Source organism: Streptomyces sp. NPDC059373 (assembly GCF_042751495.1).
GTDB lineage: Bacteria > Actinomycetota > Actinomycetes > Streptomycetales > Streptomycetaceae > Actinacidiphila.
This window is the reverse complement of the sequence record NZ_JBHYXC010000035.1, coordinates 48,204-62,212: the sequence shown is the minus strand read 5'-3', so window position 1 is coordinate 62,212 and position 14,009 is coordinate 48,204. Positions and strand designations below refer to the sequence as shown.

The window sequence follows — 14,009 nt, the reverse complement described above, 5'->3', positions numbered from 1 at the left end:
TCACGCCACTGGGGCCGGGTCCGGGGTCTCCGTGACGAGGGGCAGGTGACGCATGGCGTAGACGCGGGACCAGGAGGCGGCTGCCTTGAGGGCGGAGCCGAGGAAGAGGCCCCAGGCCGCGCCGAGGACGCCGCCGGTGGCGTAACCCGCGTACATGAAGACGACGGCGGCGACGGAGAAGACCAGCTGGATGGGCAGGGTGGCCCGGGGGCTGAGCACCCGCAGGGTGAGCAGACCGCAGATGCCCAGCGCCATGGTGGCGTACTGGGCTCCGGTGGCCGGGAGCAGGTGGGAGGCGGCGGGCCAGGTGGCGCCGAGGAGTTGTCGGCCCGCGCCGTCCGGCAGGAGGTAGAGCGCGGTCGCCCAGCCCATGGCGACGGCGGCGAGGGCGACGCCCAGCACCATGGTGGCCCGGGTGGTGCGGCGCAGTCCGCCGAGGCGGGTCAGCAGCGGCGGGCCGAAGGACGTCGCCGAGTTGAACAGTACGTTGAGCGGGCCGAAGAGCGTCGTGGCGCCCCGCAGCGCGCCGACCGCGAGCGGCGTCGCGATGATGCCGAGGCCGAGAGCGGCGAGCTGGCTGCTGGCGTTGCCGACCGCGAACTCGACGACGAAGCGCCGCCCCAGGTGACCCCGGCGCAGATAGCGGCGCAGGTCGGCCCGTACGCCCGCGACGTGCCGGCGCAGCAGCAGCACGGACAGCGCCAGCGCGGGCAGCGCCGTCACCCCCCAGACGGCGACCATGCGGGCGGCGCCGGAGCCGTCCGGCTGGAGCAGCAGCGCGGGAACGGCGGCCGCGAACCGCAGGGTGTCGGCGGCGAGGGCGAGGTGGGGCAGGCGGAGCACGGAGAAGCAGTAGCGCAGGGTGTCCTGGGTGAGGGCGACGGGCAGCACGAGCCCCAGCACGGCCAGGGCCGCGGCGGTGCGGCCGGGCAGGAAGGCGGTGACGGCCGCCAACAGCAGCCCCGCCGTGGTGGAGGCGGCGGCGGTGAACAGCGCGGCCGAACGGCAGGGAAGGCGCAGGTCCTGGTCGCGATGGAGGACGAGTTCCTGGCCGACGTAGGCCCCGGCGGCGCCGAGCAGCACCGTGAAGACGACGTAGACCATCGCGAAGACGGCGAAGGACCCGGCGTCGCTGAGCCTGGCGACGACCACCAGCACCGCGATGTTGGTGACAGCGGCGATCCCCTGGTCGAGGACGGAGCAGATGATCGCGGTGCGGGCCCTCACCGGGTGGAGCCCGAGCGGACCGTGTGCAGGGTGAGGGTGGTCTCGGGAGACTCCGCCGAATCCCCGGAGTTACGCGAGTCCGTGGCCTCCGGCTCCTCCGGTGCGGGCTCGGGCTGGACCGGAGCCGGAACCGGTGCGGCCGCTGTCCTCGCGACGGGCGCCCGGCGCGGGAGGCGGCGGAAGAGCGGCTTGCGCGGGGTGTGGTGGATGACCGAGCCGAGTACGGATCCCCCGGCGCCGGCGATGAGTTCGCGGATCCGGTCCAGGTCGGCGCGGTGCACCTCGCGCGGGTCGCAGACGATCAGGACGCCGTCGACCCGGTCGACCAGGGCGAGCGCGTCGGCGTAGGCCAGCACGGGCGGGGCGAGCACGATGACCGTCGAGTTCGGTGCGTCGGCCTCGGCGATGAGCCGGGTGACCGACGGCGAGGTCAGCGAACGCGCCACATTGCGCACCCGCCGCCCCGGCACCAGGTCGAAGGTGCCGGATTCCCCCGCGTCGACCGGCACCTGGAGGCCGGCCGGCCAGCCGCCCTCGCCGAGTTCGGCGGACCGGGCCCAGCCCGGGCGCGTACCGTCGGCGGCCCGCAGCCGGGCGGACAGGCCCGGGGAGCGCAGGTCGGCCTCGATGAGCAGCGTCTCGATGCCGGTCTCGGCGAAGGACGCGGCAAGGTTCACGGCCGCGGCCGCCGCGGCCTCACCACTGCCGCGCGGGGCCACGACCAGCAGCCGCCGCCGGTCGGCGAAACGCTGGTCGTACGCGAGCCGGAAGGCGACGGAACGGTACTCCTCGGCGAGCCGTACGTCCGCGTGGTCGGCGGCGAGCAGCGGGCCCGGGCGGACCCGCGGCAGGGTCCCGAGGACGGGGGCGCGCAGGGCCCGTGCCACGTCGCTCTCCGAGCGGGCGGACGGGTCGAAGATCAGCCGCACCCAGGCGCCCAGCAGTCCCAGGCTGAGCCCCAGGCCCGCGCCGAGGGCCAGCAGCAGCGGAAGCCCGAGACCTTCGGGGGTGGTGGGCGGGGTCGCGGTCCGGATGACGTATCCGGGGGTGGTGTCGAGGGCCTCCAGCTGGCTGATGTTGCTCTTGAGGGTCGCGATCTGCGAGAGGAGGTTGGCCTGGTTGGACAGCACGGTGCTCTTGGCCGTGTCGTCCTGAATGGTCTTGACCTGGTCGAGGAGTTCCTGCCGCTGCTTGGCCAGCGGGTTGAGCTGGCCCTTGTAGCCGTTCACCATGTTCTTGATGAGGGTCTTGGTCTGGTCCTGGCGGCTGTCCAGGTAGGCCTGACTGAAGACGGTGGCGCCGCGCGCGGCGGCCTTCGGGGAGTTCGCCGTGTACGCGAAACGCAGCACGAGCGTGTTGGAGGGGTTCGTCACCTGCAGATGGTTCTGCAGGTCCGAGACACCGCCGTTCGACCCCCCGAGTTTCTTGGCGGCCCGGGCCGCGACGCTGTTGCTGGCGGCGGTCTGCCGCTCGGAGCCGATGTTGATCTGCTTGTCGGCCGCTGTGCCGCCGGATGCGAAAGGGTCGACCGTGGGACTGCGGAGCAGTACCTCACTGGTCGCCACATAGCTGTCCACTCCGGTGGCGGCGGACCAGGCGCCGCCGAGCAGCCCGAGCAGCGCGCCCGCGCCGATCATCGCGCGGTAGCGGAGCAGTTGCCTGAACTGGTCGCGCAGCAAATCCGGTTCGTCGTTACCGGCAGTGGCCCGCAGTTGATCGCTCACGTACGTGCTGTCCCCTCTTGCGTCGTTCGTTTCGTCGTCTCCAGCGCTTCGGTCACGAGCGCGTCGATACGGGCCAGGCCCGCTTCCCTGCTGAGGTGCGCGTCCACGTACACCGGGCCGTGCGCGCCGAGCTCGTCGGCGGCCGCCGGGTCTTCGGCGATCGTACGGACCGCCTTGAGCAACGCCCCCGGGTCCTCCGGTGGCACCAGGACCCCGGCGCCGGAACGGATCACCTCCTGGGCGGTGCCGCCCTCGGCGGCGACGGAGGCGACGACCGGGCGGGCGGCGGCGAAGTAGGAGGTGAGCTTGGACGGGATGCTCATGTCGAGGACGGAGGCGCGCTGCGTGACGGCCAGGACGTCGGCGGCGGCGAGCACGTCCGGGAAGTCGGCTTCGTCGCAGGGCGGGAGGAAGTGCAGGTTGGGCAACGCGTCCTCCCCTCCGGCGAGCTCGACGAGGTGCGCGCGCTGGTTGCCGTCGCCCATCAGGACGACGCGGACCGCGGGGTCCTGCCGGGCCGCCTCGACCAGGACTTCCAGGCCCTGCTTGAGCCCCATGTTCCCGGAGTGCAGGACGACGATCTGGTCCTGCGGCCAGCCGAGCCGGGCCCTGGTCTCGGCGCGGGGCCGCGAGGGGCGCGCCACATGGGACCAGTTGGGCACCAGCCGGATCCGGTCGCGGTCGACGCCGAGCGCGGCGGCCTTGTCGACGAAGCTCTCATGGATGACGCCGACGAGCGTCCCGCGCTTCAGCGCGTACGCCTCGGCCGCCCCGGCGGCGGACGCCGCCCGGTCCCCGCCCCGGATGCCGCTCTGCGCCGCCGCCGCGCCCATCAGATCCTGGACCACGGGCACGTACGGCACTCCGTAGCGCCGGGCCAGGCGGGCGGCGACGATGCCGCCGGCCAGGCTCGGCATCTGCGCGAGCACGGCGTCCGGCCTCGGTATTCGCGGCGGTGCGACCAGGCTGTGGACCAGCACGGACGCCTCGAACAGCGCGCGGCGCAGGGCCGTCTGCCGGGGCGGCACCGTATGGCGTCTTCGGTGCACCCGGACCCCGCCGCGGGTCTCCTCGGTCCGCCAGACCCCCCGGTAGGCAGGTTCGAGCCGCCAGGCGGGATAGTGCGGCATCCCGGCGAGTACGTGGACCTCGGCGCCCAGGGCAGCCCAGTGTTCGGCGATCTGTGTGGCGTACGGGCCGATGCCCGCATGCTCGGGTGCGTAGTTGGTGGAGACCAGTAGCAGTCGGCGACCGTTGAAGTCGGTCAACGGAACGACCCCTTCCCCCCAGAAGTGACCAGGCCTTCACCTTAACCGTTCACCCCTACAACACATCACCTTCACGCTAAAGTCTGAGACTCGACAGCGCTGGGGAGCGTTGTACGTCCTGTGGGGGGAATTGTTGATGCCACACATAGTGGGCTACGCGCCGGGAGTCTACGACCTCTTCCACGTCGGCCACCTCAACATCCTGCGGCATGCCCGCAACCAGTGCGACTACCTCGTCGCCGGGGTCGTCTCCGACGAGATGGCCGCCCTCGCCAAGGGCCGTACGCCGGTCGTGCCGCTCATCGAGCGGCTGGAGATCGTGCGCAGCTGCCGCTATGTCGACGCCGCCTTCGTCGAGACCGTCCCCGACAAGCTGGAGACCTGGAAGCAGGTCCGCTTCGACGTCATCTTCAAGGGCGACGACTGGCGCGGTACGGAGAAGGGCCACCGCCTGGAGCGGGACTTCGCGACCGTCGGCGTCGAGGTCGTCTACTTCCCGTACACCGTCCACACGTCCAGCACGCAGTTGCGCAAGGCGCTGGACGTGCTGGTCAGCGACCCTTCGGCAGTGCGCTCAGCTCCCTGAACCACTTCGCCAGGAAGGCGAGGAGGAAGAGCGCCTGGAAGGCGAAGAGCACGGTGTACGCGAACCGGAAGGCGCCCGGCGAGCCGAGCAGCAGGAAGACCAGGCAGAACACGCCGTAGTCGACGGGGAGCAGGGCGAGGGCCCGAAGCGGCGACGCTCCGGCCGCGGCAGGCGCAGCGGCCTCCGGCGCCTTCACGGCCTGCCGCTTGAGCTGGTCCGTCAGCAGCCCGGCGCAGAAGCTCAGGACCGCCGCGAACTGGAAGCCGAGCGGCACCAGCAGCCAGCCGTCGCCCGGCAGGTCGAAGAAGCGGTAGAAGGAGATGAGGACGGCGGCGTGGAGCGCCGTCATCTTCGCGCAGTCCACGACGTGGTCGAGCCACTCGCCCGCCGGGCCACCCTTGCCGGTCAGACGGGCGAGCTGTCCGTCGGCCGAGTCGAAGGCGAAGCCCACGACCAGGCCGAGGTAGACGGCGACGGCCAGCGTCCATGACGGCCGCGCGAGCGCGACGGCCGCCACGGACACCAGCGTGAAAGCGGCACTGATCAACGTGACCTGATTGGGCGTCAGTCCTGCCCGGTACGCCCCGGCGGCGAGCACGCGGCCCGCCGGCCGGTTGACGTAGCGCGAGTAGAGGGAGACGCCCTTGGCCGATTTCTGCGCGGTGCGCAGCTGTCTGAGTGTGCTGGTAGACGCCACTCGAACATCATGTCAGGTCAGTTTCGAGTCCACTGCTGATTCGCCCCGCCGTTGCAGGTCCACAGGTCGAGCAGGGTGCCGTTCGCGGTGCCGTTGCCGATCGCGTCCAGGCAGAGCCCGGACAGGTTGTTGGTGATGGTGCCGTTGGAGTTGACGGTCCACTTCTGGTTGGTCTGGCTGTTGCAGTCCCAGATGATGACCTTGGTGCCGTTGGTCGTACCGCTGTTGTACGCGTCGAGGCACTTGTTGCCGTAGAGGACCAGTTCGCTGCGGGAGGTGGCGGTGAAGGTCTGGTTCTGGCCGCCGGTGCAGTCCCAGAGCTCGGCCTGGGCGCCGTTGGTGATGGTGTTGTGGCCGAGGTCGGCGCAGCGGCCGGAGCCGGTGCCTTTGAGGGCGGTGCCGTTGGTGCCGGCGAGATCCTGGACATACACGCTGCTGGGCGCGGAGGAGAAGGTCAGCGTGTTGCTGCCCTTGGCGAGGGAGACCAGGACGGACACGGTGCCGTAGGTGCTGCTGGAGCCGGTGGGCGGGAGGGTGACGGTGGTCGCGTACTGGCCGTTGACCTGGAGGGTGGTGGTCCTGGCGGTGCTGTTGCCGTTGGCGTAGGTGATGTCGGCGAGCTTGACGCCGGAGGCGCCGGCGGTGGCGGTCACCGAGGTCGAGCCGGTGTAGGTGGCGCCGGCGGCCTCGGTGCCGGAGACGGTGAGCAGGACGCCCTCGCCGGCCGGGACGGTGGCGGTGTACCCGGTGGCGTACGAACCGGCGTTGGTCGCCGACCATACGTTCCGTACGGAGGCCGAGGCGGTGGTGAGTCCCATGTCGGCCCAGCGGGCGGTGATGGAGGCGGCGGACGAGGTGCGGTTGAGGAGGAGGACGGCCCGCTTGCCGGTGCCGGACAGGACCTTGCTGTAGACCTGCAGGCCGGTGCTGTCCTCGGCGACCTTGACGCCCTGGAGGCCGCGGGTGTCCTGGTCGATGGCGAGGACCTCGGAGTTGCCGAGGATGGCGGCGGTCTCGGAGCTCATGGTGGTGAGGTTGTTGCCCGCGAGGAGCGGTGCGCCGGAGATCGCCCACAGGCTCATATGGGTGCGGTTCTGGGCGGCGGTGAAGCCGCTCATGCCGACCATGAGCATGTCGGGGTCGTTGTAGTCGCCGGTGTGCTGGGCGGACGGGTGCAGGGCCTTGTCGAAGTTGGCCAGCATGTTGGCGGACGACGGGCTGTTGCCCCAGTAGATGATGTCGGTGCTGGTCCGCCACAGGTCGGCGGTGCCGGCGCCCCAGTTCCACGGGTTGCCGGTGCCCCACTCGCAGACCGACAGGACCAGGGTCCGTCCCGTCACGGCGGTCGCCGCGGTGTTGGCGGCGCTGATCGCCTTGTACGTCGTCTCCTGGTCGAGGCCTTCGACGTTGCCGCCGCACCAGTCGACCTTGACGTAGTCGAAGCCCCAGTTCTGGAAGGTCTGGAAGTCCTGCTGGTAGTGGCCCTCGCTACCGGTGTTGGCGGCGGCGGGCTGGGTGGTGGGGTAGTAGTAGCCGCAGCCGTTCTTGCCGGCGTCGGTGTAGATGCCCGCCTTGAGTCCCTTGCTGTGGATGTACGTCGCGATGGCGGCCATCCCGCCGGGCCACTGCGTCGTGTCGACGGTGATGTTGCCGCTGCTGTCGCGGGCGCCCTGCCACCAGCCCTCGTCGATGTTGAGGTACTTGTAGCCCTTCGCGGCCAGCCCGGAGGAGACGAGGGCGTCGGCCTGGGCCTTGATGGTGGAGTAGTCGATGCTGCTGGCGAAGCTGTTCCAGGACGCCCAACCGGTGGGCGGCGGGGTGACGGCGACCTGGCTCGCGGCGACGGGGGCGGTCGTCTGCGTGCCGGGGGTCTCGCGGGGCATGGCGAGCAGCCCGACGAGGGCGAGGCTGAGGGCTAAGACCTGGATGGCGATGCGTCTTGTGGCGGTCATGGGGGTCATGCGGGTCATGCGGCTCTCCCGAGGCGTGTTGTTCGCAGAGTCGAACACTTTCCAACGGAATTCGTCACACATGAGAGCGCTTGCCACATGGGCACGTCAACTAGCGCGCACCGAGTGAAGTTGCTGAGTGGGCGTCACCCGACTGCCCGTCACTCTGAGCAATTGCCCTATAAATGAATAAGCTGGACAGCGTGCCCATGACCCGCCGTACCGTCCTCCAGGCCGCCGCCACAGCCGCCGCCACCGCCGGGGCCGCCGCACTCGCCTCCGGCTGTGGCGCCTCCGGGCGTCACTCCGCCGCCGGCGCGAGAGCGACCACGCCGGCCACCGCTTCCCCGACCGCCCCGTCCACTTCGGCCTCGTCCACGACCGCCTCGCCCACCACAGCCTCGCCCACCGCCGCGATTCCTCGGCTGCCCGCGCAGATCACGCACGGCCCGCCGACCCGCCCCCAGGTCGCGCTCACCTTCCACGGCCAGGGCGAGCCCGCCCTGGCCACCGCCCTGCTGGCCGAGGCCGAACGAGCGGGGGCACGACTGACCGTCATGGCCGTCGGTGACTGGCTGGACGCGTACCCGCAGCTCGCCCGCCGGGCCCTCAACGGCGGTCACGAGCTGGGCAACCACACCCAGACCCATGGCGACATCGCCGCCATGAGCGCGGCCGGCGCCTACGCCGAGATCGCCGGCTGCGCCGACCGCCTGCGCCGGCTCACCGGCTCCCCCGGCCGATGGTTCCGGCCCTCCCGGGCCCGCCTCGCCACCCCCACCGTCCAGCGGGCCGCGCGGCGCGCCGGGTACCCGCACTGCCTCTCGTACGACGTCGACTCCCTGGACTACACCGACCCGGGTGAGCACGCCGTACGCGACAACGTGCTGCACCAGGTCCGCGCCGGGTCCGTCGTCAGCCTGCACCTCGGCCACCCCGGGACGGTGGCCGCCCTCCCCGCCATCCTCGACGGCCTGCGCGGGCGCGGCCTGCGCGCCGTCACCACCACGGAGCTTCTGACGTGATGCGCCGCCGCCTCACCCTGCTGCTCACCGCCTGCGCCCTCACCGCCTGCGCCCCGTTCAGCGGACAGCGGCACACCGCCCCGTCCCACGCCCCTTCGCCGTCCGCGTCGGCTGCCGCGAGCCCCGTCGCCGCCACGACACTCCCGGGCATGCCGCCCCTCCTCGACCCCAACGACCTCTACGCCGCCGACCGCCCGGGCCGCCTCTCCCCCGTCGTCCGCGGCTTCCCCTCGCGGGTCTACGTCCCGAACACCAACTCCGACACGGTCTCCGTCATCGACCCGGCCACGTACCAGGTCATCGACACCCTCCGCGTCGGCCGCCAGCCCCAGCACGTCGTCCCCTCCTGGGACCTCAAAACCCTCTGGGTCAACGACGATCTCGGCAACACCCTCACCCCCATCGACCCCGCCACGGGCCGCATCGCCGGCCCCCGCGTCCCGGTCCACGACCCGTACAACCTGTACTTCACGCCGAACGGCAGGTACGCCGTCGTCATGGCCTCCGCCGACCGCCGGCTCGTCTTCCGCGACGCCCACACCATGGCCGTCCGGAAGGTCCTCCCGGTCAGCTGCTACGGCGTAAACCACGCCGACTTCTCCCCCGACGGGCGGTACTTCATCGTCTCCTGCGAGTTCTCGGGCGAGCTGCTGAAGGTCGACACCGAGAGGATGGCGGTGGTGGCCCAGGAACGGCTCCCCATGCGTGGCGCCATGCCCCAGGACGTCAAGATCTCGCCCGACGGGCGCACCTGGTACGTCGCCGACATGATGGCCGACGGCATGTGGGTCCTGAACGGCGACACCTTCAGCCGGCCGCACCTGCTGCGCACCGGCAAGGGCTGCCACGGCCTCTACGTCAGCCGCGACTCCAAGTACATGTACATCTCCAACCGCGGCGAAGGCACCGTCTCCGTCCTCGACTTCGCCTCCGGCAGGCTCGTCCACAAGTGGCACATCCGCGGCGGCGGCAGCCCCGACATGGGCGGCGTCTCCGCCGACGGCAAGGTGCTCTGGCTCTCCGGCCGCTACAACTCCGAGGTCTACGCCATCGACACGACCGACGGCCACACCATCGCCAAGATCCCGGTCGGCTCAGGCCCGCACGGCCTGGCCGTATACCCGCAGCCCGGCCGCTACTCGCTCGGGCACACCGGCATCTTCCGCTGAGCCCGCGCCAGCCGTGTCGCGGCGCCCGCGCGGATCGCGCTGCCGTCGCGCCACGTGCGGCAGGGGTGCACCGAATTGGCCAGCAGCACCAGGAAGGAGTCCGTCGCCGGGTCGAGGACGAGGCTGGTACCGGTGAAGCCGGTGTGGCCGACGGCGCCGCGGCCCGCCAGCTCGCCCATGAACCAGGGCTGGTCGGTCTCGAAGCCGAGGAAACCGTTGCGAGCGCCGTACGGGCCGTCCCCGTCCAGCAGCGCCCGGCAGAAGAGCGCCAGGTCCCAGGCGGTGGAGAAGAGTCCGGCGTGGCCGGCGACGCCGCCCATGGCGTAGGCGTTCTCGTCGTGGACGACGCCGCGCAGCAGGCCCCGGTCGAGGCGGCCCCACGGGCGGCGCTGGTCCTCGGTGGCGGCGATCCGGGGCAGCCAGGAGGCGGGCGGGTTGAAGCGGGTGTCGTACATGCCGAGCGGATCGGTGATGTGCTCGCGGACGAGGGCGTCGAGGGCCTCGCCGGTGGCCCGTTCCAGGACGTGCTGGAGAGCGATGAGGTTGAGGTCGGAGTAGATCCGGACCGTGCCGGGTTCGGCGACCGGTGCCTCGGACCAGAGGAGCCGCGCGCGGGCGGCGGCGTCGGGGCAGTCGTAGAAGGGCAGCTCGGCGCGGAGCCCTGAGGTGTGGTCGAGGAGCTGCCGTACGGTGATGCCGCGCTTGCCCGCCGCGCCGAATTCGGGGACGTACGAGACGACCGGCTCGTCCGGCCCGACGGCGTCGACCGACGCCGCCACCACCGCCGTGAAGAGCTTGGTCAGCGAGGCCAGGTCGAAGACCGTGTCGGGGCGCATCGGCACCCACTGGTCGCGGGGCAGCTCGCTCTCGTACGAGGCATGGCGGACCGCCCAGCCGACGGCCTCGTGGAGGGCGACCGTGTGCCCGCGTCCGGCGAGGACGACGGCGCCCGCGCACCACGGGTGGGGTCGGGAGGGCGCCGGGGAAAGATATGTCGTGAGATCCGCGACGAGCGCGCTCAGCTCGTCGGCTCGCAGCCCGGCCCGGTCGGGACCGCTGTCAGGGGAGGTACCTTTCGACAGCCGCGGCGCCATGCTCCTCCAGGGCCTTGCGGGCCTTCTCGATCCGCGCTGGGGTGGGCTCGCGCCCCGAGGCCATCACCAGATCCTCCGGATCGATCATGTGTTCGGATCCGGTGTGAAGGCAGCTGTCCGCTGTCTTCCAGGCCCACTTGCTCTCGTCGATCGGCTCGGACATTTCTGCCTCCTGACGCCACACGCGTTACGCCTTACGGCCTACGGTGCATCCACAGTACGCCGCCACGGACGGCAGAGCCCGGCGAAACAGGCCCCGGCGGCCAGCACACTCACCAGCTGCACCACCGCCATCGGCACCGCGGTGTGCTCCCCCGCGATGCCGACCAGGGGCGAGGCGACCGCGCCGATCAGGAACGAGCACGTACCGAGCAGGGCGGACGCGGATCCGGCGGCGCCGGGGGTGCGGGTACGCATCAGGGCCAGCGCGTTGGCGTTGGGCAGCACCAGGCTCATCGCGGCCATCAGCACGAAGAGCCCGACGGCTACCGGCAGCAGCCCGACCGGGCCGAGCGTGCCGGAGGCCATCAGCAGCAGCGCGGCGGCGGCGAGCGTGATGACCGCCAGGCCCAGACCCAGGACGCGGTCCATGCGGACCCGGCCGACCAGCACCTTGCCGTTGAGCTGGCCCAGGGCGACGAGGCCGACGGAGTTGACCCCGAAGAGCAGGCTGTACGTCTGCGGGGAGGCCCCGTAGATCTCCTGCACGACGAAGGACGAGGCCGAGATGTACGCGAAGAGCGCGGCGAAGGTCAGACCGCCGACCAGCATGTAGCCGGCGAAGCGGCGGTCGCCCAGCAGCCCGCGCATCGTATGGAGCGTGTCACCCAGGCCGCCGCTCTGCCGGCGCGCGGGCGGGAGCGTCTCGTGCAGCCAACGCCACACGACGAGGGTGAGCAGGCCGCCGACCACGGTCAGGACGGCGAAGACGCCGCGCCAGTCGGTGACCCTCAGCACCTGGCCGCCGATCACCGGCGCGATGATCGGGGCGGCCCCGGAGACCAGCATCAGGGTGGAGAAGAAGCGGGCCATGTCCACGCCGTCGTACATGTCGCGGACCACCGCACGGGCGATCACGATCCCGGCCGCGCCCGCCAGGCCCTGCAGCAGCCGGAAGGCCACCAGCAGCTCGGCGCTGGGCGCGAAGGCGCACACCGCGGTGGCCAGTACGTAGATCACCATGCCGGCCAGCAGCGGTCTGCGCCGACCCCAGCGGTCACTCATCGGCCCGACCACCAGCTGGCCGAGCGCCATCCCGGCCAGGCAGGCGGTGAGGGTGAGCTGCACGGTGGCGGCCGGGCTGTGCAGCGCGCGGGTCACGGCGGGCAGTGCCGGCAGATACATGTCCATGGAGAGCGGCGGGAGGGCGGTGAGCCCACCGAGGACCAGGGTGACGAGGAGGCTCGTACGCCGGGGCCGGGTGGCAGGCCCCACGGCGCGGTACCCGGCAGGGCCCTCGGCGCGTCGTACCGGAGTTGACGCGTCCGGTATGGATATCTGGTCGGGCGGGATCGGGCCTGCCTCCGGCATGCGGGTCTCCATGGTCGTTGAATCGTTCTCTATGCTCTCAGGATTTACGGAGTGGTCGAGACCAGGTGGTGGGGCGGGACATGGAACAGTCACGGAAGATCCGGTGGGGCATTCTGGCGACCGGCGGGATCGCCGCGGCCTTCACGGCGGACCTGCTGGAACTGAAGGACGCCGAGGTGGTCGCGGTCGCCTCGCGCACCGCGGCCTCCGCCGAGGACTTCGCCGAACGGTTCGGGATCCCCCGCGCGTACGGGAGTTGGACCGCGCTGGCGGACGACGCCGATGTCGACGTGGTGTACGTCGCCACCCCGCACTCCGCACACCGGGTCGCCGCCGGGCTGTGCCTCCAGGCGGGGCGCGCGGTGCTCTGCGAGAAGGCCTTCACCATGAACGCGGTCGAGGCTCGCGAGCTGGTCGAGCTCGCCCGGAAGCACGGGGCCTTCCTGATGGAGGCCATGTGGATGTACTGCAACCCCGTCATCCGGCGCCTCTCCGAGCTCGTACGGGACGGCGCCATCGGCGAAGTCCGCGCCGTCCACGCCGACTTCGGCCTCGCCGGACCCTTCGCCCCCGACCACCGGCTGCGCGACCCCGCCCAAGGCGGCGGCGCCCTGCTCGACCTCGGCGTCTACCCCGTCTCCTTCGCCCACCTCCTGCTCGGCGAGCCCGACGAGGTCCAGGCCTGGGCCCGGCTCACCGAGGAAGGCGTCGACGCCAACACCGGCATACTGCTGGGCTACGACAGCGGTGCCCTGGCGCTACTCAGCTGCTCCATCACCGCCGGCACGGCCACCACGGCAACCGTCACCGGCACGTCGGGCCGCATCGAGCTCCCCACGGGCTTCTTCTCCGCCGACCGCTTCGTCCTGCACCGCGACGGACGGGCCCCGGAGGAGTTCACCGCCCCGCCGGGCGACCTCCACGGCCTCCACGGCCTCCACGGGCTTCAGCACGAAGCGGCCGAGGTCATGCGCTGCCTGCGCGCCGGCGACCTCGAGTCACCCCTCGTCCCCCTCGACGGCAGCCTCGCCGTCATGCGCACCCTCGACACGGTCCGCGACCGCATCGGCGTCCGCTACCCGGGCGAGGCCTAGGCTTCCGTGCCATGAGCGAGAGCGACAGCGACAACGTGGCAGTGGTGACCGGCGCCGGTTCGGGAATCGGGCGAGCCGTGGCGCTCGCGCTGGCGGCGGCCGGGTGGCGCGTCGCCCTGGCCGGCCGCCGGGAGGACGCCCTGCGGCAGACCGCCGCCGCGGCTTCCGGCGGGGCGACCGCCGTCGTACCGACCGACGTCACCCGGCCCGCCGACGTCACCGCCCTCTTCGACACCGCCCGTGCCCACTTCGGGCGCGTCGACCTGCTCTTCAACAACGCCGGAACCAGCGCGCCCCCCGTCCCCCTCGAGGACCTCACCTACGACCAGTGGCGCACCGTTGTCGATGTCAACCTCACCGGCGCCTTCCTCTGCGCCCAAGCCGCCTTCCGTGCCATGAAGTCCCAGGACCCCCAGGGCGGCCGCATCATCAACAACGGCTCCATCTCCGCCCACGTCCCCCGCCCCGACAGCATCGCCTACACCGCCACCAAGCACGCCGTCACCGGCCTGACCCGATCCCTCTCCCTGGACGGCCGCCCCTACCGCATCGCCTGCGGCCAGATCGACATCGGCAACGCCGCCACCGCCATGACCGCCCGCATGTCCGCGGGCATCAAACAACCCAACGGCACCGTCACGCCCGA

At 71.7% G+C, this 14,009-nt stretch carries 12 protein-coding genes and 1 pseudogene; 5 read left to right on the top strand and 8 right to left on the bottom strand.

The genetic code is table 11. The features are described 5' to 3' along the window. From ACFXJ5_RS32380 to ACFXJ5_RS32370, 3 genes are read right to left on the bottom strand one after another with little or no spacing between them, the layout of a single operon-like run. Entirely contained in the window at nt 1-1,227 is a 1,227-nt protein-coding gene (locus ACFXJ5_RS32380; RefSeq protein ID WP_384639039.1) for a hypothetical protein, read from the bottom strand. Beyond that, nucleotides 1,224-2,951, bottom strand: a complete 1,728-nt coding sequence (locus ACFXJ5_RS32375; protein WP_384639036.1) for a lipopolysaccharide biosynthesis protein — start codon at nt 2,949-2,951, stop codon at nt 1,224-1,226. Before ACFXJ5_RS32375 ends, ACFXJ5_RS32380 begins: the two co-directional genes overlap by 4 nt. Next, complete coding sequence (locus tag ACFXJ5_RS32370; RefSeq protein WP_384639090.1) at nt 2,948-4,189, bottom strand: glycosyltransferase; 1,242 nt, start codon at nt 4,187-4,189, stop codon at nt 2,948-2,950. Before ACFXJ5_RS32370 ends, ACFXJ5_RS32375 begins: the two co-directional genes overlap by 4 nt. Before the next feature lie 166 nt (nt 4,190-4,355). Between ACFXJ5_RS32370 and ACFXJ5_RS32365 the strand changes: the two genes are divergently transcribed. Further along, entirely contained in the window at nt 4,356-4,805 is a 450-nt protein-coding gene (locus ACFXJ5_RS32365; RefSeq protein ID WP_384639033.1) for an adenylyltransferase/cytidyltransferase family protein, read from the top strand. On the opposite strand, the gene ACFXJ5_RS32360 is transcribed toward ACFXJ5_RS32365, so the two are convergent. Beyond that, entirely contained in the window at nt 4,771-5,502 is a 732-nt protein-coding gene (locus ACFXJ5_RS32360; protein ID WP_384639030.1) for a CDP-alcohol phosphatidyltransferase family protein, read from the bottom strand. The genes ACFXJ5_RS32365 and ACFXJ5_RS32360 overlap by 35 nt on opposite strands. A gap of 17 nt (nt 5,503-5,519) precedes the next feature. Then, the gene (locus tag ACFXJ5_RS32355) at nt 5,520-7,472 is read right to left on the bottom strand and encodes a ricin-type beta-trefoil lectin domain protein (RefSeq protein WP_384639027.1); all 1,953 of its coding nucleotides are present in this window, start codon (nt 7,470-7,472) and stop codon (nt 5,520-5,522) included. Between the two features lie 188 nt (nt 7,473-7,660). Here ACFXJ5_RS32355 and ACFXJ5_RS32350 point away from each other — a divergent pair, with 188 nt between their 5' ends. Together ACFXJ5_RS32350 and ACFXJ5_RS32345 are read left to right on the top strand one after the other, a co-directional pair. Beyond that, nucleotides 7,661-8,476 (top strand): polysaccharide deacetylase family protein, encoded by an 816-nt coding sequence (locus tag ACFXJ5_RS32350; protein WP_384639087.1) that lies wholly within the window; start codon nt 7,661-7,663, stop codon nt 8,474-8,476. Next, nucleotides 8,476-9,645 carry a YncE family protein gene (locus ACFXJ5_RS32345; protein WP_384639085.1) on the top strand — a complete coding sequence of 390 codons (1,170 nt, stop codon included), beginning with the start codon at nt 8,476-8,478 and terminating at the stop codon, nt 9,643-9,645. The genes ACFXJ5_RS32350 and ACFXJ5_RS32345 overlap by 1 nt, the downstream gene beginning before the upstream one ends. Here the strand turns inward: ACFXJ5_RS32345 and ACFXJ5_RS32340 are convergent. The 3 genes and pseudogenes from ACFXJ5_RS32340 to ACFXJ5_RS32330 all read right to left on the bottom strand — a co-directional run. Further along, nucleotides 9,618-10,739 (bottom strand): annotated as a pseudogene (locus ACFXJ5_RS32340) (serine hydrolase domain-containing protein); the annotation flags it as partial. The gene ACFXJ5_RS32345 and the pseudogene ACFXJ5_RS32340 sit on opposite strands and share 28 nt — an antisense overlap. Next, nucleotides 10,705-10,902, bottom strand: coding sequence for a hypothetical protein (locus ACFXJ5_RS32335; RefSeq protein WP_384639021.1), 198 nt, complete (start codon nt 10,900-10,902; stop codon nt 10,705-10,707). The pseudogene ACFXJ5_RS32340 and the gene ACFXJ5_RS32335, both read right to left, overlap by 35 nt. A gap of 38 nt (nt 10,903-10,940) precedes the next feature. Then, nucleotides 10,941-12,269, bottom strand: coding sequence for a multidrug effflux MFS transporter (locus ACFXJ5_RS32330; protein ID WP_384639018.1), 1,329 nt, complete (start codon nt 12,267-12,269; stop codon nt 10,941-10,943). An 80-nt stretch (nt 12,270-12,349) separates the two neighbouring features. On the opposite strand from ACFXJ5_RS32330, the gene ACFXJ5_RS32325 reads away from it, so the two are divergent. Then, nucleotides 12,350-13,363, top strand: a complete 1,014-nt coding sequence (locus ACFXJ5_RS32325; RefSeq protein ID WP_384639015.1) for a Gfo/Idh/MocA family protein — start codon at nt 12,350-12,352, stop codon at nt 13,361-13,363. An 11-nt stretch (nt 13,364-13,374) separates the two neighbouring features. Further along, the coding region (locus ACFXJ5_RS32320) for an SDR family oxidoreductase (protein WP_384639012.1) at nt 13,375-14,009 on the top strand (635 nt) is incomplete at its 3' end.

Excerpts from the sequence above, each read along its gene's own strand:
- ACFXJ5_RS32365 (WP_384639033.1), top strand. The coding sequence starts at position 4,356 with ATGCCACACATAGTGGGCTACGCGCCGGGAGTCTACGACCTCTTCCAC.
- ACFXJ5_RS32355 (WP_384639027.1), bottom strand. The coding sequence starts at position 7,472 with ATGACCCGCATGACCCCCATGACCGCCACAAGACGCATCGCCATCCAG.
- ACFXJ5_RS32350 (WP_384639087.1), top strand. The coding sequence starts at position 7,661 with ATGACCCGCCGTACCGTCCTCCAGGCCGCCGCCACAGCCGCCGCCACC.
- ACFXJ5_RS32345 (WP_384639085.1), top strand. The coding sequence starts at position 8,476 with ATGCGCCGCCGCCTCACCCTGCTGCTCACCGCCTGCGCCCTCACCGCC.
- ACFXJ5_RS32335 (WP_384639021.1), bottom strand. The coding sequence starts at position 10,902 with ATGTCCGAGCCGATCGACGAGAGCAAGTGGGCCTGGAAGACAGCGGAC.
- ACFXJ5_RS32330 (WP_384639018.1), bottom strand. The coding sequence starts at position 12,269 with ATGCCGGAGGCAGGCCCGATCCCGCCCGACCAGATATCCATACCGGAC.
- ACFXJ5_RS32325 (WP_384639015.1), top strand. The coding sequence starts at position 12,350 with ATGGAACAGTCACGGAAGATCCGGTGGGGCATTCTGGCGACCGGCGGG.